Genomic DNA, 18,908 nt, shown 5'->3' with positions numbered 1-18,908 from the left:
TAACAATATAAATTAAAATAATTCATAATAATCCTAATAACGATGAGCCTACAAATAAAATCATTTGAAGAATATCAAAGTGAATATAAGCGAAGTGTAGAACAGCCAGAGGAGTTTTGGGCGAGCATAGCGGATCATTTTTTCTGGAAGAGAAAATGGAATAAAGTGCTGAACTGGAACTTTGAGGAACCTAATATCAAATGGTTTGAAGGTGCAAAATTAAATATTACAGAAAACTGCCTTGATCGTCATATCTATGCGAATGGCGATAAACCGGCCATTATCTGGGAGCCCAATGATCCAAATGAAGCACACCGCATCCTTTCCTATAAACAACTACTACAGAAAGTAGAGCAATTTGCCAATGTATTAAAGAACAACAATATCAAAAAGGGCGACCGGGTATGTATTTACTTGCCGATGGTTCCGGAATTGGTTATTGCTGTATTGGCCTGTGCGCGTATCGGTGCTATCCACTCGGTTGTCTTTGGCGGATTCTCCGCTCGTTCTATTGCAGACCGTATTGTTGATGCCGAATGCAAATTGATCGTGACATCGGATGGCAGTTACCGCGGCAATAAAACCATTGGTCTTAAAAATATTGTAGATGATGCGCTGATGCAGTGTGATACTGTTGAAAAAGTCATTGTATTAACACGGACACGCACGCCAGTATCTATGATCAAAGGACGTGATGTATGGTGGGAAGATGAGATCAAGAAAGTCGAGACTCAAGGAAATCCGGCCTGCCCTGCGGAAGAGATGGATGCAGAGGATACCTTATTCATTCTCTATACATCAGGATCCACCGGTAAGCCTAAAGGTGTAGTACATACTTGTGGTGGATATATGGTCTACACGGGGTACACGTTTATGAATACATTCCAATATCAGCCCAACGATGTATTTTTCTGTACGGCAGATATCGGATGGATCACGGGGCATAGTTATATTGTTTATGGACCGTTGTCTCAAGGCGCTACCTCACTGATGTTTGAAGGTATTCCAACTTTCCCGGATGCCAGCCGTTATTGGGATATCGTTGACAAATATAAAGTCAATATTATCTACACCTCCCCTACGGCACTACGTTCGTTAATGGCCTTCGGAGATCAGTTTGTGGATAAAAACGATCTTTCGTCACTACGCGTACTGGGTTCGGTAGGCGAGCCTATCAATGAAGAAGCCTGGAATTGGTTTAATGAGAAGGTGGGGAAGAAAAACTGTCCGGTTGTCGATACCTATTGGCAGACAGAGAACGGCGGCCATCTGATCACATCCTTAGCTGGTGTGACACCAGAAAAAGCCAGTTATGCCATGTTCCCAATGCCAGGTATACAGCCAGCATTGATGGACGAAAACGGGCAAGAAATCCAAGGCAATGATGTAACGGGAAATCTCTGTATTAAATTCCCTTGGCCAGGTATGCTACGCACGACCTGGGGAGACCATGACCGCTGTAGACAAACATACTTCTCGACTTATAAGGACATGTATTTTACCGGTGACGGCTGTTACCGTAGTCCTGAAGGATATTACAAAATCACGGGTCGTGTGGATGACGTATTGAACGTATCCGGTCACCGCATCGGTACTGCGGAGGTAGAAAATGCCATCAATATGCATGCGGACGTTGTGGAATCAGCTATTGTCGGCTATCCACACCCAGTCAAAGGTCAGGGCATCTATGCTTATGTTATCGCCAATCACCATACAGATGCAGAAGCTACTAAAAAAGATATAATGGAGACTGTATCACGTATTATTGGCCCTATTGCCAAGCCAGATATCATCCAGTTTGTCAATGACCTACCGAAGACACGTTCAGGAAAAATTATGCGCCGTATTCTACGCAAGATTGCCGAAGGCGATATTAGCAATCTAGGTGACACATCGACTTTGCAGGATCCAACTGTGGTCGAAGGAATCATACAAGGTGCCGAAGGCCTAAAAAAATAATTGGCAACAATCTTTAACAAAGAAAGCCTCCCATGTGGAGGCTTTCTTATCTTATTAAGTTGTAATTATCTTCGCACTGTATTTAACCTGATAGGCAAGGTATAAGCCACCCGTACAGGTTCTCCACGTCTCATCCCAGGCTTCCATTTCCTAAGTTTTTTGACCACATTTATACCAGCCTCACCGGTACCAAATCCTAAATCCTCCTTCACTTTAATATCTCCTACTTTACCGTCTTGATTAATAAAAAAACTGATTTCCAAAATACCGCTCACTTCATTTATTAAAGCTTGTTTTGGATATTCAAAATTTTTCGCGATAAAAAACATCAGCTGATCCTTTCCTCCAGGATATTCAGGTTCTACTTTATAAGAAGTAGAATCATATCGAATAGTAGTTCCGTTTGCTTTTGTTTTTGTACCCGACAGCAATTTCCCCTCCTTATAACTTTCTACAAAAGAGTCTCGGCCAATTCTTCCTTTCCATTCTCCTTCACGTAAATTGTTGACCATACTACCTTCCTCATAACCTCCTTTTTCGTCTACACTAAAATGAATGTGGCCGGTCCCGTTTTCCAGCGTTTTGTTATTCAAAGAGTCATAATACACGATATAGACCGGCTTGTTTATCACCAACTTCTTTTTCTTAACTTCGCTAGGATAAAACACCATCATCTTCAACTTATTATTCGGATAGAGATAAAAAGCCGAGTCTACCAGTTTACTATTATCACTGAAATTCTCAAGACTCTTTAGCGTGCCATTTTCAAAAAATTCGTACTTTTTTCCTTGAAACTTAAACGGCTGACGCCCATTTTTACTAACACTATTGAGCTTTAACGAATCATTGTGCAAATAATACTCCTCTATTCGATAAATGTTTTCTTTTCCTTGAGCTTCCAGATGAACTGTTCGGATAAAATAGGCTGAGTCCTGTTGCTTGGTTTCTTCCCCATCTTTCTTATGATAGGACGTAAAGGTAACTTGTGCCGAAAGGCTTGAGCAGCAAAAATTGAGCAGTAGAAAACAAACAAATTTCGCCGTAAAATGCAAATAATACTTCATTATCATTGTTAATATCGGCGTAATTTAACAATTTTCTTGAGTAAAATTATAAATTGATAGGTTAAATAATCATTAATTCCATTCCCTAGCGCTACAATGAATGAAACTGGGTTTTCCACATTATGTTAATAACATTGTTGATAAGTCAACACCTTACTGTCCTTCCTCATCTCGAAGCCTGATAATTTCTTCCAATGCCTGTATATCAATTCGATTTTTGAGTCTATTTACGGCTTCGAATCCCTTCATATCTGTCAATATGTCCAAGCGAAGACCATTATTTAAATGGAAATCAGTCCATCCTGCAACAAAAGATATTGTTTCCAGCTTGGGAATATCTCCAAAATTTTATTATCAAAAATATCCATATTTTATTTATGGTTAAACAACAAAAAGCCACATCATCTCGACGTGGCTTAAAATAAACAGTATCGGGAGTACCGAGTACACTTTGTATCAATATCCCGGGTTTTGAGTAAGGCCAGTTCCTAAACTTATCTGAGCAGACGGAATAGGATACACCAGGAATTTCTCGTCTTTCAGATTTTCATATTTTCTAAGGGCTAATTTCGTACGGCTAAAGTCAAACCAGGTCTCGCCTTCAAACATAAGCTCTTTTTCTTTTTCTTCTTGCACGGCAGTAACGAAGGCCTCCAGATTAGCATACGTATCGATCGGAACGGCGACACCAGCGCGCGTCTGAACAGCTTTCAAGGAGTTGTACGCTGCTGTGCTCACACTATTATCAACACGCGCCTTAGCCTCCGCATGGATCAAGTAAATCTCTGCAAGCCGGATAACGGTCAGGTTTTGACTCGCTGGCGAGAAATTCGGAAATTTACCCATGAAATAGTTATTATTACTTCCTTTTTTAACCGTAAAATCCTTTCGTTTGTCTTGCTCCGCATATAAGTCCAGAATTGCCGAATCTTTGGCAAAGAATAGCACACTAGGATTATCATTAGCAACTGCTGCCAGTGGATTGGTTGCTTGATCGTCAAATTGAATTTCGAAAATAGCTTCATTTGTATTTTGTGTCGTCCAGATCGTACTGTATTCAGTGACCAAGCTAAAGCCTCCCTCAGTCAGCACTTCGCTCGCCATATCCGCTGCTTTTTTATAGTCATTGGTAATGGACGCTTGGTATAAATACACCTTGGTCAGCAGCGCTTTTGCTGCCCAATGAGAGGCCCGCCCCTTGGCGGCATCGCCAGTGTTTGGATTTTCTTTCGGAAGCGCGGCAATAGCATCCGTTAGATCCTTAACAATCTGTGTATAGAGTGCTGCTTTGTCAGATTCGGCGATATCAATATTATCTCCTTCCTTGGTATAGGAGAGTTTTAGCGGTGCCTTGCCAAAGGCGCGTACCAGAAAAAAGTAGTTTAATGCCCGAATAAATTTAGCTTCGCCAACAAACATCTTTTTCTTGTCTTCAGTAATCATCGTCTCGGTCATTTTTGGGACTTCCTCAATCACTTGGTTGGCCGCATTTATCGTGGTATACACAGCTTGCCACATATTGGCTATCCAAGGATTGATCGCCTGTATTTTGTGCTCTGCAAAGTTTTCATATTCAGGAAAACTAGAAGCATGCCGAACATGGGCTGCTGAAAACTCCGGAACAACAATGATGGACTGACCAAAAGAAAATGAATTCATCATCGTCCGGTACATTCCCAAAACAGCAGCATTAGCATTGGTTTCGGAATTGAAAAATTTATCTTGAGTAATCTGCCCGAGCGGGTCCCGATCTAAAAATTTAGAACATGATATTGCAAAAGATGCGATCATGCTCACCAAAAAAATTAATACTATTTTATTCTTTTTCATCCGTTTAATTTTTTTTAAGTTGTGATGAAGCTATTAGATTATTTTTCACCCAATTTTATATTCTAATTGGTGTTCAAGAGCTCATCCGAATATTTCGGATTGGATTCTTTCCCTATCGGTTGAATAAATCATGATGGTTTCATCCGTACAAATTATTACGAGTATATGTTTTAAATTAATTAACGCGCTCACTACGCTCGGTTAATTTTTCTTCCTGTGCATATCGCCAGGCGTATCTTACCGCTATCGCGTGACTCTTAGACAGTGGTGAATCCTTGCAGCAGCTGAGCTTTATCTTCATGGTCTGAGCAGTTTAGAACGTCAAATTAACACCGGTCGTGAAAATACGCGGTTGTGGATAACTTCCGTAGTCGTATCCATAGATAAGGCCCGTATTGGCACCGCCGTGGCTTGAGCTGACCTCTGGGTCATAACCTCTATAGCTTGTAAATACAAATGCATTCTGCACAGTGGCATACCAACGGAGCTTTTTCATTTTTATCTTCTCCGCAATACTGGAAGGCAATGTATAGCCAAACGTGATATTTCTAATTCTAAAGAATGAACCATCTTCGACAAATCGCGATGATATTGCCCCATTGTTAAGATCCCCAGGAGCTGGTCTAGGAACATCCGTAATATCGCCAGGTGCTCTCCATCTATCCACAAAATCAACGAACTGATTGGAACTTGGATTGAATCCTTCCAGTCCCGATGCCAGGTTATAATTGAAGATATCATTCCCATAAGTGAATTGCCCCTGGATACTTAAATCAAAATTCTTATAAGCAAAGTTATTGGTAATACCGCCAAAGAACGATGGATTAGGATCGCCGATCATCCTTTGATCTTTGTAGTCTGTAGGCGTTACTGCAGAGCCATCCGCACCTAGGTAATCGATCATCCCGGTCTGTGGATTGACACCCGTCGCCTGCCAGCCATAGAATACCCCAAGCGGCTGTCCTACTATGGCACGGTTCAGATCACCTACCCCGCCACGCATTTCTGTCAATCCCTCAGGTAAAGCCACTACTTTATTTCTATTAAAAGTCATGTTAAGCGAAGTTGTCCACTTGAATTCACCGACCAAGTTTTTAGTCGTCAGTTCAAATTCAAAGCCTTTATTTTCTATATCGCCGGAATTTGTAAATCGGTTTAGATAGCCGGAACTGGTCAGGATAGGCAGTCCGATTAATAAGTCTGTTGTTTTTTTGTAGTAGTAATCAGCCAATATTGAGATTCTATTCCCTAAAAAACCAGCATCAACACCCACATTCCACTGATTGGTGGTCTCCCATTTTAAATTACGATCGCCCAATACATTGGGCACAAACCCCGCGAGTCCCATGTAATTGTAGCCACTAGAATATAAAGAACGACTGGCATAATTGCCGATATTTTGATTCCCGGTAATCCCCCAGCTCGCACGAAGTTTTAAATCATCGAGCACTTTAGAATCTTTTAAGAAATCTTCTTCTGTGATTCTCCATGCTCCTGCAAATGATGGAAATACTGCCCAACGGTTGTCAGCCCCGAATCGTGATGAGCCATCCGAGCGCACATTCGCATTGAGGATGTATTTATCTTTGTAGATATATGTGGCGCGGGCAAATCCAGAAGCAATAGCCCATTCTTCGGGATACGAATTTGCACCGGTAATAACCCCTCCGGCGGTGATATAAGGGATATCATTATTGGGGAAATTTGAACGTTGTCCGTGTACGAACTCAAGCCTGGATTCTTGAACCGAAAATCCCCCTAGTACATTGATACTATGATCACCAAATTTCTTGTCATAAGTTAAGGTTGTTTCGTTGATCCAAAGCTGGTCACGGGTGTTACGGCGAGCACCAATACCTCCCTGACTAGCATAAGAGCGAAGTCCGACAGGCGGCATAAAAAAGGTTTCATCAATAAAACTGATATCTGTACCGAAGCTTGTCTTTAGCAGTAGTTCTGGCAATATATTGTATTCTGCACTAGCATTCGCTAATACACGAAAAGTCTCCGCTTCATTGGTTGGGAGCGTTAGCATGGCAACAGGATTTTCGCGTGTCGTTCTCACCTGGTCATAGACAAAGTTGCCAGTAGCATCACGCACCGCTAAATTAGGTGGAGAGAATATACCACTCTTGGTGGCTCCTTCTTTTGAGTTTTCCTCCTGTACACGTTGGTTAACAGCCCTGGTGAGGTTGATCGCCGTAGAAAATCTAAGTTTCTCATTATGCTGATGATTGAGATTTATACGACCGCTTAACCGGTTAAAGTCGGATCCCAAAAGTACGCCCCCCTGCTTCATGTATCCTATCGAGGTATAATATTGTGTCTTTTCACCACCACCACTTGATGAGAGTTCGTAGTTCCTAGTTCCTGCATTTCGGAAAATCGCATCCTGCCAGTTTGTATTGACATTCGAATTGGAGAATATCTGCTCGGGAATGACTGCCTTGGGATCCTGTTGCTGTAGGATTTTGTAATAATCCTTCATATAATCCTGATACTGCTCGGTATTCATAAAATCATAATACCGTTCCTTTGGTACCTGGGAAAATCCTTCGTACATATTAAAGTTAAACTCACTTTTTCCAGGTGCACCTTTTTTGGTACTGATTAAAACGACACCATTTGCAGCTCTCGAACCATAGATTGATGAAGATGCCGCATCTTTTAATATTTCGATGGATTGGACATCAGAAGGGTTGATCGAGGATAGCACATTGATACCTTGCGTACCGCCACCGAAATCAAAGGTAGACCCTCCTGTGAAATTGGTCGTGCTGTTGACCGGAATTCCATCGACAACGTATAATGGATCCGAACTGGCATTGATTGATGTCGTACCTCTCACCCGAATGCTGATCCCACCGCCCGGCGAACCAGACTTCTGCGTGACCTGAACACCCCCCGCCTTACCTTGTATCGCCTGCGTAATACTTGGCAACACCTCATCTTGGATTTCGGCAGCGCCAATACTTGATACCGCACTGGGTAGTGTGGCGCGATCCATCGTACCATAACCTACCGCAACAACTTGTACAGAATCAAGCACTTTCGTTTCACCGCTAAGCACGACTTGTATATCCTTTCGATCCCCAACGAGCTGCGTGATTGCTTCGAAGCCGAGCGAAGAAAACCTGAGTTCGTTCTTCGGGCCAGCGGCAATTTGAAATTTACCGGATTCATCCGTACTTGCAGACACATTTGTACCGACTACAGCTACAGTAACGCCCGGAAGCGGTCCCTTGGGCCCCGTGACAGTTCCTTTCACTGTCCCCTTCCCCACGGAAACTGTTCCAGTGCTATCCTGATTACCGGAAATGTTTTTAGTGCTATCCTGACTACCAGCAACAGTTATACTATCCCGGCCGGCAGTAACTTTTGTCGTGCTATCCCGACCAGCTGCGACAGTGGACGAAGAATCCCTGGCATTGGCTGTCGAATCCGTTTGAACCTCCGCGGTACCAGGCGACAGGACGACTTCGATAAGTTTTTGATTGTTTACAGGAACTTCTTTAATTGCAAATCCAGTTTTTATAAAGATTAAAACTCCATTTGGATCTGCTGAGAGCCTGAAGGCTCCGGTTTGATCTGACAATCCGCTATTGCCCGTTTTCTTTTCGGTGACGACCACTCCCGCAAGTGCTGTTCCCGATGAATCTGTGACTTTACCGCTAATTCCGATCGTGTCAGCCGCAAGGAAAGAAAGCGGCTTAATACGCCCAACTACATTAGTGCGATAATTGGTTTCGATTGAGTGAGCTTGCCCACAATGGCAGAATAAAGTAAAACCGCAGGCTAATAGAAGAGAGTGGTTTAGGTGGTGCATCATACGTTAAATATTTATTATGAGAATCTAATTGAAATAATTACGTTCCAAGCAAAAATTGAAATACATGTAACAAATTTGAAACATCGATACGTTAAAATCCGTTCATTTATATCAATTTTGTTACATATACTTATAGATAATAAAACGTCCTCAAATCTAATTTGTTATCCATTACTGATATTTATTTTGAAAAAACACCAACATCAGATTCACTATTTACAATTAAATAAACCACAAACAACTAAATGTCAGTAAGTTGAATACAAATTCGTTATAAAATATTTTTTCTTATGATGCGGAAAATCCGTAGACATTATCGGATCACAACTGTAATCACCTGAGGATCTATCTAATAGAAATCAGCTTATCCAGTCACTAATGCTAATAAGCAAACAAAAAGCCACATCATCCCGACGTGGCTTAAAATAAACATATGAATTTAATTAAACAGTTTCTATTTGTATGAGTTTACTGAACTTGCGATCTTCCAGCTTCCGGCTTCATTTACTAAGGTAACGAGGTCAGTTTTTGTAAAATCGTCGAATTCCATTGTAATGCGTGCCACCATATAATTTTCGGATTCCTCTAAGATCGCTGTATTTGTGCTACAGTTGAGTTTCTCTCCTTTCTGTTTTTTCAAAAAGGAAATCACTTCCGAACGTTTATTGGTACGTCCATTCTGACCCTGGATCTTTTGGCTAAAGTCGGAGGTAAATAATTGCTCCACTCCACCAGATACTCCTTCGGTCATCACAGATACATAGCTATCTATTGCCAAATCTGCCGTGGATAGATTCAATGCTTTTCCGGGATCAGTTGCTGCCATTGAAAAAGTAGATACTGCAATCAATGCTGCTGCTGCGAATGTCTTTATTAAAGTGTTCATAATTCTTTTACTTTATATTGTTAGTTTTTTTGTCTCTTTTCTAATTGTCGCAAGGATATTGATTTTGTTGCATCATTTCCTTTAAGATTCTGATTCAAAAGTAAGACAACGCAGCATGCGATTTTATTACATTTAGACTAACATTCGGAAAAAGTCGGTGAAAGGGGCAATTGGGACGGTAAATGGGAAATAACTGAGCGTATAGAGCAACTCAACAGTAAAAGATTATCTCCCAATCAGTTGGTCAAAAATTGACTAAATTCTATAAAAGATTAGGATCGGTTAAATTTTGAATATCATCGAGATCTTTAGGTCTATTACTAGACTTCTTTGCCTCTAATAGCCTGTTTTTATGCAGGGTACGTATTTTAAGGTTATCATCTTCAAAAAGCACAGCCTGATTAAAATTCTCCTCAAAATCTAAGCCTTTTACTTTTAACATAATGTCAATCGCGACAGGAGGAATTCCAAATGTAAAAACATCCCATATTGGATGGTTTAGAAAATTATCCTCAGTCATATCAAACACGGGCATTCCAAAGTCTGAGAATGCTGCTTGCAATTTCAAATAATTTTCCGAAGTTCTGTCCACCCAAATATCCATATCACCGGTTGTACGCGAGTAACCATGTAAAATTACCGCAAAACCTCCAACCAATATATATCTTACTTCGTTCTTATTTAACGCTGCAACAAAATCTCTAAAATCTTCATTAAAAATATTTGCCATAATAAGTTGTAATTATCCTCTTGAAGAAACTTTAAATTTGCTCCTATCCATTTTTGGAGGATTCTCCAATGGAAAATTATAGGCCACACTATTTAAATATAGTGCGATTTCGAGCCGCTGTTGCCAACTCAAACGTGCATAATAAGGTGAATGATTTGCAGCCTCCTCGGCAGTTTGTGCTTTGAACGCTGATCTATCTAAACGAAATGCTTTCATTTATCAAAAATAAGTAAATCAAATATGTAATCCAATTTCCTTACATGGGACACCGAATTACTCACAGCTGAAAAGCGGCTAAAGTGGATGAAGGGCTAAAGTTAACTTCATTTAGCACATTACATCGTCGGGCGCTTTTATGGAGATATAGGATCGTAAATCCAACCAGGATGGGTGTACCAACAAATTCGTTGCATGGAATTCTGATTGCTTTGGCCAGAATTGGCCCCCGATACTTTGTACGTTTAATGTGGTCTCGGTCACACCTTATTTTCTATAAGGTGCCTTATACGTTTTCCACATCGTTATTAACATCATGTGGAAAACTTAAAACTACTTCTCGTGATCTTCCAATAACCATTTCGCAAAATCATCGATTTTATCTTTATTGATCACAAGCTGCTGTTCAAGCGGAAAATCCAATGCTAGTCTAAAATTTTTATCACCATTCACATCGTACCCTTTTACGATGCTACGGTGTACCAATTCCCAACGTGTTATCTGATAATATTCCTTCTCATCTAACCGTTCGACAAGGTATTTTAGAGGATGACCATCCTGGATAGGTGGATTCGATGGGTTGCGTTCGTAAATCGTATTCATTCCATTGCTATTGCATATTAAAACAATATCCAAGTCCAATAGACGGATATCTTTGCCATCACGGATGGTGATGACCGGATTTTCCTGTAAGTTGCCTGGTCTGACATCTAAAGTCTTTTCTCGCTGTACCTCAGCCACGGAGAATACATGGCTTTCGATTCCGGCCATGTATTCTCTGTAAAGGGAAGCCAAACTATAGAATAATGTATAGATCAGCGATATCCCCATGGAGAACGGTAATTGAAGAATATTTTGGGGAATTCGAAAAAGAGTGCGATCTGATATTTGATAATAGAATCGGTCTACACATTCGAGATACAAAATTGTCGGCAGATAAATAAATATAACCTGAATAAATAGACGTCTCAAAAATTCGTTCCGCCAAGGTTGCTTTTGATCAAAATATGCTGTTGCCTTCATAGTCCATTCCACCATAACAGAAAGAAAAAAAATACTCCAGAAGAAATCAATATAAAAATTTGTGTTCGACAAGCAGTATTTATAGATCTGCCATCCATTTCCGATCCGATATCCAGCGGAAGCATTATAGAAAGAAAAAATAAGAATCCATACAGTTCTGGATTTCCAATGATTTGCTGAGAGATCCCACTCTCCGTCTGTACTTTCGCTATTTTTTTTGATAGGTTCCATAATCTTACAGTATTGGCTAATGGTTAACGGTTAATTAACTCGATACACTATAATATTAAAAATAAGATAAAAAAGCAAATATTTCTATCCTTTCCCGATCTGTCTCATTTTTTTCTACTGGTTAAGATGAATAAACTTCAATTAATATGGAAAAAGATGAGGCTTATATTTCTTTTGCTTTCAAGCGTTGAGGTAAGCGACCGATGTCTTTGTAGAAGTTGTCAAGGTAAAGACATCGTTCTATCAAGAAACAATGGTAATAAATAATAACGATATGGCAAGCGTACTGCTGTTACACAAGCTCCATCTTTCCCGACGGGGCGCTCCAGTTATCTTTAGTACGCTTGTAAAGGGATCTGGCGAGATACTGGAGCAACATAAATAGGGACGCGGGTACAGCGATAAAGTGCAAAACAAAACAGAGGGCAGGCCGCGCCAAGGCAGTGCCGCTGCGCAATAGGTTATGGATAGGTAAAATGAACTGAGATGAAAAGTCTACGAACAGCGAAAGAAAACATCAAACTACTGGGCCTACGCATTGGGTCAGTGTTCCAATCCTTATGGATGAGGCTGTCTGGACGGTTTGTCCTTCGGTTCAGGTATCGCGTTATTCTTTGGTTCAGAGAATTTTGTTATGCCCCTATCTGTCTATCCTTGGCCCTAAAGAGAGTTGTGGACAAGATGTGGTATCCGCGTAAGTTTGCCCTGTTCCCGGGCACGCTGGCCTCCCGGTTTCAAGGAAGCTGGCCGGTCACAACATAGGATCCCTCGATCGCATCACTGCGAGGCAAAACCGAGATGCAACAATAACTAATATAATTATATAAACTTAAAAAGATGCTTATGCGCACTTTAAAAATTAACTGGTTACGCGCCGGTCTTGTATTATCTTTCTTTTTATTGATTGGAGCCTTTTGGGTAGTAAAGGCAATGGAGAAGAAAACAGTTAAAGTAACTTCTCAAAAAGAATTGGTTGTATTTCATTATGCAAGTGAAGACACAAGTCCAGGTGCTTTTGCCGACCCGGACAATTGGGTGGAAGGAACTTCCCCAAGCACAAGACCTTGTGGCAATGGAGAGAATAAGCCTTGTGAAAAAACAGCAATAGACAAGGATGATCTTGAGTCCATGCTTGTAGGAAAATCCAATCAAAATATATTGGATGACTCAAGTTTTAGCAAGAGAGATTAGCAAAATCTAATTTTTAATTAAGAATAGTATTGGGGTATATCGCCCCAGTACTATTCTCATTGTTAAAGGTCCTATCTGGGGTTCTGTTCCATCCCTGTCATATCTAATACATCTTCAGGCAGCGCAATTGCATATCGCTTATCATTGGGAGTCAGTATAAACTCCTGATTGTTGATTCTACGAGAAAGAATTATCCCAGCACCATCTCTATTCAACCGTTTTACATCCGACCATCGAAGCCCGCGAAACAGTAACTCTTTTCGCCTTTCATTCAGGATTGTACGAAGAGCTATATCCACATTAGTGAATACAAAGGGCGTAAAAGTATTTTTATCCCAACGGTTTATCATCAATAGATTAAGCGTTTCAGCCGCCTTATCAATATCCCCCAAGCGAGCCTGACATTCAGCAACAATGAGCAACAATTCGCTGGATGTTATTCCTGTGATGAGTCCCTGATGCCCCATATGTGTACCTTTAAAAAATACAGCGCCCTTATTATCTAGCCTAAAATATATACTTTTTCGAAGATCACCCGCTGCATACATTAAATAAAGGTCTTTATTTATCTGGGCTATATTTAGGTTAACAATATTGGAAGCATACATTCTTGTAAAAAAGACTACTTCTCGACTGGTCTGATTTGTTGCAGGTATGGGGAAACTCGCTGAGGCCGATAGATCATTAAAGTCAATTAAATCATTATGCAGCTTCAACGCCTCCTGCCCATTAAATAGTGCCTTCTCATAATCCCCCTTAATCAAATAAGCGCGAGCCAATAGCCCATAAGCGGCAGCCTTTGTCGGAAGCGCAGGGGAAGATTCAGCGATGGGCAATAAAGGCAGCGCCACCTGCAAATCGGATAAAATTAAATCATAGGTCTGTTGTACTGTGGCTCTTTTAGAAGGCAAATTCATATCAGGATCAAGACGCAATGCCATCCCGAGATCCTTGCTGGCCCTCTTCACATCATATACAGGTGCCCATGCCTGCACCCCATCCAAATAGCGGGCTGCCCTGAAAACTAGGGCCTGTCCGCGTACTTCATCCGCATCTTTACCGGTCAGTCCGTTATCATCCAACCCCTTAAGTATAGAATTGGAGACATAGATACCTTTATAGCAATAATACCATTCATGCCCCGCACCAGAGACTTCGCGTGTCACATAATCGGGTTGCCAACTGTAGAGACGTTTATCACTATCGTAATACAGCCCGTTATAGTCAGCATCTGTCAGACTAAAATCACCACTACTAGCCTCTCCCATTGAAAGATAATTTGAGTTTACATTCCCGAAACCATTTAGAAGCGCCCTATAATCTGCTATCGTTACAGGGATCCCTAAGCTTTTATCCGATTTTTCTTCTAAAAATTTGTTGCACCCCCCTAGGCAAAAAACAAAAAGGGGGAACAATAAGACTTTATTCCATATTCTTTTCATAAACTTTTCCTTTAAATGCTTGTTTTTATACCCACTGAATAGCTCCGCGGTACAATTGTCCTACCGCTTCCTAAATTAAAATCTGGATCAATACCAGCTTTATTGGCCTTCCATAACATGCCAATATTCTGTATATTGAGGTAAACATGTAATCTTTTAAAGCCTTTAAAATAAGGGAGGTCATATCCAACATTGATATATTGTAATCGAATATGATCACCTTTTTCGACTAAAACACTGGCTCCTTCATAAAACCTGTCCCTGTTACTATTTGTGGTATATGGATTAACAGGAACATTCGTTAGGAGCTCATCTCCTGGTTTTTGCCATCTATTAGCATAATCACGGTGACCTTTTCCATTATTAAACAGATTGGTATAATTGATTGAGGAACGTCTAAACCAATAGTCTAATTTGTAAGTAATGCCAAGCTGAAGACTAAAACCTTTATACGAAAACGAATTTTGCAAATTACCAAAGAGGGTCGGTACAGCCGATCCATGATAATTCAGGTCTTCCTCTTTTGTACCAGCGCCTGTAATCGCAGTATAATCCTTACTGACTTCATCTTTCAGATAGCCTTGCGCTTCACCTGTATTCGGATCTAGCCCTGCCCATTTATAGCTATAAATCGCATATACAGGCTTCCCTTTAATCCCCGAAATTGGCGGAGTCGCTACATTTACGTATTGTTGTGCCAAAGTTCGGGATATCAGGTAATCATCGATTGCATCTTTATACAAACTCACGTTGAGGGTACTATTCCATTTTAAATGCGTATGGTCAATATTTTTTGTTGTTAACTCTAAATCCCATCCCTGACCATGCATATTGGCGACATTTCGCTGCATCGAAGTATTTACGCCTGTGGTCAGGTCTATCGGCGCCTGACCGAATAAATTTTGCCCCCATTTGTGATAAAATTCCAATGCACCCGATACACGGTTATTCTTCGTTCGGAAATCAAGTGCGATATTGAGCATTTTACTCGTCTCCCATCTCAATAAAGGATTATAGAAATTCACAAATGCAGCAGATGGATAGCCCGTAAATACTGAAGGAGCAGCAAAACCAATGGTGTTTACAGCTACCATCCCTGGATCTATATTACCACTGAAACCATAGGTAGTCCTCAGGTTGAGATAAGAGAGTAAGTTTGTATTGAAGAATTTCTCATTGGAAATCTTCCATGCCACACCTGCTGACCAAAATGGATTCCATTGATCATTTGTCTTTAAGCCAAACAGGTTGGAAGCGTCACGGCGTAGACTCCCTGAAACCGTATATCTGTTGTCAAAACTATAAGCTGCATTAGCAAATTGAGAGACAAATCTCGTAACCGTTTCACTCAGTGTCTGACTATTTGGAACATAGTCTTTCGCACCTGTAATCACAGTGGGATAAGAGGTTTTATAATCTATATTCCCAAATGTCAAATTTTCCGGATTGTAACCATAAAACCTATTATTGTTAGATTCACGACGGGCATCCCGCATTTCAGTACCAGCAATGGCAGTAATCGTATGCTTACCAAAATTACGGTCAAAACCGAGCGTCCCACGTAGATTGTTCGCATGCATTAAGGACGCACTTTTATCAAGTATCCCACCAACGGGTATTATATATTCGACCTTATTGTTCTGAAGTTGTGTAAAGCGGTTCACATAATCACGTACCATATAACTATACTGATCGGCAAAGCTTGTGCCCAAGCTGTTAGCTTGTTCATATTGGTAATTTCCGGCGATCTTCAACCCCTTGATGATTTCATAGTTTAGTTCGATGGTTCCCAGTAAATCTGTCGCCGGACTTTTGCGTATCTGATGCTCCGAATCCACCAATGGGTAATAGCTCCAATCCAAGAGGTTCCCATCCCCATATGACTCAATAAAACTCTGTCTATAGTTTCTTGGGACTGCGAGAGCCTGACCGTTTTGATCAGCAATACGCGTATAAGGGAAAAGATTAGTGATGTCATTATATCCATTGCGTCCAGACTTTGTACCTGTCTGTGTATAATACAGATTAGTGGAAATAGAAAATCGTTTGCTAATCTCATAGGTTTGTTGAAACCGCAAGTTGATACGTTCGTAACGATCGCCTAATGTTCCTGTATTACGATCGTAGCCTACCGACGAAAGCCAGGAAAACTTTGCACTACCTCCAGATCCTGTTAAAAAATATTGTTGTTTGTAAGCTGGTTTATATATGTAACGATCCAATTGTTCACGTACATCAACATCTCTTAATTCATTAATTCTTGTCTGAGCTTCTTCTTTGGAAACCTTTCCGTTATCCGCCAGATCAAGTAGATCGATCACAGGACTTAATAAAGATTTACTGGCCGAGCCTATTTTACTTTTATAAAATCCACGACTGTATAATTCCTGTTCTACATTTATAAAATCTGACGATGACATCTGAGGAATATAGTAGAGGTCAGGCTTTGCATCCACGGTGTTGTTGGCATTGAATTCAAAAGAAGTGGGCCTATCTAACTTTCCCTTTTTCGTTGTGATCACAATTACACCATTCGCTGCCCGTGCTCCCCATATACTTGAAGCTGCAGCATCCTTTAGGATCGTGATATTCTCTACCGTATTGGGATTAATATTGTTGATATCACCGTCATATGGAAAATTGTCAACCACGATCAAAGGATCTTTAGGCCCATTGATGGTACTTAACCCACGAACCATGATCTGGGGACTAAACTGGCTTCGGCCAGCATCCATAACAAGACTATTTGCCACTACCGGTAATCTTGAAAGAATATCTGTACCCACCTGTTGGTTAAACAATTCCTTATCAACGGTTGAAAAAGATCCGGTAGCCCTTTCTTTCGGTATGGACTGATATCCTGTCGATACAATAACTTCTTCCAGTTGTGTCGTATGTGATTTTAATTTTACAATGAGCCTGGTAGTTGATGCGTCGAAGGCTACCGTGTGACTGACATAACCAAGATGCTTAAAAACTAGCGTACCTTGGTGTGCTCTGGTATGAAATTCAAACTTTCCGTTCTTATTTGTTAAAACTCCATTATTAATGTGGCTCTCCTTAACAGATACACCACCTATAGCCTGCCCTAAACTATCCACCACTGTTCCTTTTATCAGTATTTGTCCTTGTAGTTGCGTTCCTAGAACCAACATACTACAAATTAGCATAACAGTTCTTACCATCTTATTTATCTAAAAATGGGGCTAAATAATCCCTATCCAATAGATTTCGGTAGGTTATCGTTTGTAATATACCATATTGGTTAATCCAATAATACATCGGGTAGCCGGCGGGTTGAAGCAATTGGTCCAAATAGGTACTTTCAATTATTGATGAAAATGATCCGAGTCCCAAGCTCTGAAACCATTCATTTTTTAGATAGCTATGGATACTAGCATAATTATTTCTTGTCTTAACGCCATTAACCATTATTACGGCCAGTTCGCCTCCATAAAGCTTTTTATAGTAATTGATTTCCTTCTGATGTAGAAAACACTTGGAACAGCCGATCATCCAAAAATCGAGTATCAATAGTTTTCCTTTATATTCTTGGAGATTTCTACGCACGGTATCCCCATTGATATAAAAGAGATGTTCTTTCGTCCAGAATTCTTCTGGAACTTTATGACCAATTTTTAATGGTATGATATCAGATTGTCTTGTTATTAGCTCACCGACCCCGCTGTCCTCGCGGGGCGTCTGAGCTGATAAACTAAACATATAAAACATAAGAGGAAGCATAAAAATAGCTCTTAGGTTCTGCAATGCCTTTAAAAAACAACTTTGATATTGAAAAACGATAATTGATATCCTAATAAGTTTGGTCATCTGTATAACTAAACTGTATACTGTATTATCCAATAAAGCAGTAAACGCAAAAGTCTTTAGTAGCATCTTCTTATTATTTAGATTCTTTGGATATGCTACTGAAGAAATCATAAATTCTTTTCTTGGTATCGAGGTCTTCCTGGATACGCTCTCTCGGTTCGGAAAAAGAAATTTCAGACCAGTTTATTTCCAGCTTTTGGAAGTGGATCATAAAATATGCGATCAGCAGGGGGGGCAGCGCTCCAAAGAAGTCCCTCTCTCCGCTTTGTTTAGTCATGTCGAGCGCCATTACATGCGTCAAACTATTTTCCATTAAAGCTGCGATATGGTTTTTACATGTATCGATCGCATAAATTGACCAAAAGTCTTTGATGTTTTTTAGGGGACTGTACCCTTCTTGGTATATCTCGTAAAACGCTAGATCCAATTGCACGAGATTTGCATAAACAGGTTTCATGTGTTTAGTTTTTAACAGGTGACATAAGTGCATAACTTTCCCTATCCGATTAAAATCAGACTATTGGGAAACTTAAGCTAGCCTAAGCCACTTAAATAATAAATTGATTAATTGATGAGCCAAACCACATTTGAAAGGTAATTACAAGGTATATATATTGGCACGATGCAGTTCATGACTGAGAGGGATCAAATATAATTTGATCGGTTCGACCGAGCT

14 protein-coding genes are annotated in these 18,908 nt (G+C 40.4%); 3 read left to right on the top strand and 11 right to left on the bottom strand.

The genetic code is table 11. The features are described 5' to 3' along the window. Positions 1 to 42: 42 nt before the first annotated feature. Complete coding sequence (gene acs, locus HPC41_RS22700; RefSeq protein ID WP_172396354.1) at positions 43 to 1,959, top strand: acetate--CoA ligase; 1,917 nt, start codon at positions 43 to 45, stop codon at positions 1,957 to 1,959. 65 nt (positions 1,960 to 2,024) lie between these two features. On the opposite strand, the gene HPC41_RS22695 is transcribed toward acs, so the two are convergent. From HPC41_RS22695 to HPC41_RS22665, 7 genes are all read right to left on the bottom strand, one after another. Further along, entirely contained in the window at positions 2,025 to 3,023 is a 999-nt protein-coding gene (locus tag HPC41_RS22695) for an energy transducer TonB (RefSeq protein WP_172396353.1), read from the bottom strand. A gap of 456 nt (positions 3,024 to 3,479) precedes the next feature. Beyond that, on the bottom strand, positions 3,480 to 4,853 hold the full coding sequence (locus tag HPC41_RS22690; RefSeq protein ID WP_246250975.1) for a RagB/SusD family nutrient uptake outer membrane protein: 1,374 nt from the start codon (positions 4,851 to 4,853) through the stop codon (positions 3,480 to 3,482). 313 nt (positions 4,854 to 5,166) lie between these two features. Continuing rightward, positions 5,167 to 8,682 carry a SusC/RagA family TonB-linked outer membrane protein gene (locus HPC41_RS22685; protein WP_172396352.1) on the bottom strand — a complete coding sequence of 1,172 codons (3,516 nt, stop codon included), beginning with the start codon at positions 8,680 to 8,682 and terminating at the stop codon, positions 5,167 to 5,169. A 454-nt stretch (positions 8,683 to 9,136) separates the two neighbouring features. After that, positions 9,137 to 9,568 (bottom strand): nuclear transport factor 2 family protein, encoded by a 432-nt coding sequence (locus HPC41_RS22680; RefSeq protein WP_172396351.1) that lies wholly within the window; start codon positions 9,566 to 9,568, stop codon positions 9,137 to 9,139. A 262-nt stretch (positions 9,569 to 9,830) separates the two neighbouring features. Continuing rightward, complete coding sequence (locus tag HPC41_RS22675) at positions 9,831 to 10,298, bottom strand: DUF6036 family nucleotidyltransferase (RefSeq protein ID WP_172396350.1); 468 nt, start codon at positions 10,296 to 10,298, stop codon at positions 9,831 to 9,833. Positions 10,299 to 10,310: 12 nt separating this feature from the next. Then, positions 10,311 to 10,514, bottom strand: coding sequence for a hypothetical protein (locus HPC41_RS22670; protein ID WP_172396349.1), 204 nt, complete (start codon positions 10,512 to 10,514; stop codon positions 10,311 to 10,313). A 333-nt stretch (positions 10,515 to 10,847) separates the two neighbouring features. Further along, positions 10,848 to 11,768, bottom strand: coding sequence for a hypothetical protein (locus tag HPC41_RS22665; RefSeq protein ID WP_172396348.1), 921 nt, complete (start codon positions 11,766 to 11,768; stop codon positions 10,848 to 10,850). 486 nt (positions 11,769 to 12,254) lie between these two features. Between HPC41_RS22665 and HPC41_RS22660 the strand changes: the two genes are divergently transcribed. After that, positions 12,255 to 12,530 (top strand): hypothetical protein, encoded by a 276-nt coding sequence (locus tag HPC41_RS22660; protein ID WP_172396347.1) that lies wholly within the window; start codon positions 12,255 to 12,257, stop codon positions 12,528 to 12,530. 81 nt (positions 12,531 to 12,611) lie between these two features. Next, positions 12,612 to 12,959, top strand: a complete 348-nt coding sequence (locus tag HPC41_RS22655; protein ID WP_172396346.1) for a hypothetical protein — start codon at positions 12,612 to 12,614, stop codon at positions 12,957 to 12,959. A 71-nt stretch (positions 12,960 to 13,030) separates the two neighbouring features. On the opposite strand, the gene HPC41_RS22650 is transcribed toward HPC41_RS22655, so the two are convergent. From HPC41_RS22650 to HPC41_RS22635, 4 genes are all read right to left on the bottom strand, one after another. Further along, a complete protein-coding gene (locus tag HPC41_RS22650; RefSeq protein ID WP_172396345.1) occupies positions 13,031 to 14,401 on the bottom strand; it encodes a RagB/SusD family nutrient uptake outer membrane protein in 1,371 nt (456 codons plus the stop codon). Between the two features lie 11 nt (positions 14,402 to 14,412). Further along, the gene (locus HPC41_RS22645) at positions 14,413 to 17,586 is read right to left on the bottom strand and encodes a SusC/RagA family TonB-linked outer membrane protein (RefSeq protein ID WP_216660856.1); all 3,174 of its coding nucleotides are present in this window, start codon (positions 17,584 to 17,586) and stop codon (positions 14,413 to 14,415) included. A 1-nt stretch (position 17,587) separates the two neighbouring features. Next, positions 17,588 to 18,124, bottom strand: a complete 537-nt coding sequence (locus HPC41_RS22640) for a TlpA family protein disulfide reductase (protein ID WP_172396343.1) — start codon at positions 18,122 to 18,124, stop codon at positions 17,588 to 17,590. A gap of 181 nt (positions 18,125 to 18,305) precedes the next feature. Next, the gene (locus tag HPC41_RS22635; protein WP_172396342.1) at positions 18,306 to 18,689 is read right to left on the bottom strand and encodes a hypothetical protein; all 384 of its coding nucleotides are present in this window, start codon (positions 18,687 to 18,689) and stop codon (positions 18,306 to 18,308) included. Positions 18,690 to 18,908: the final 219 nt, after the last annotated feature.

The sequence above is a fragment of the Sphingobacterium prati genome, assembly GCF_013167215.1.
Lineage (GTDB): Bacteria > Bacteroidota > Bacteroidia > Sphingobacteriales > Sphingobacteriaceae > Sphingobacterium > Sphingobacterium prati.
The sequence above is the reverse complement of the archived record's forward strand: the minus strand, read 5'-3'. Positions and strand labels throughout refer to the sequence as shown.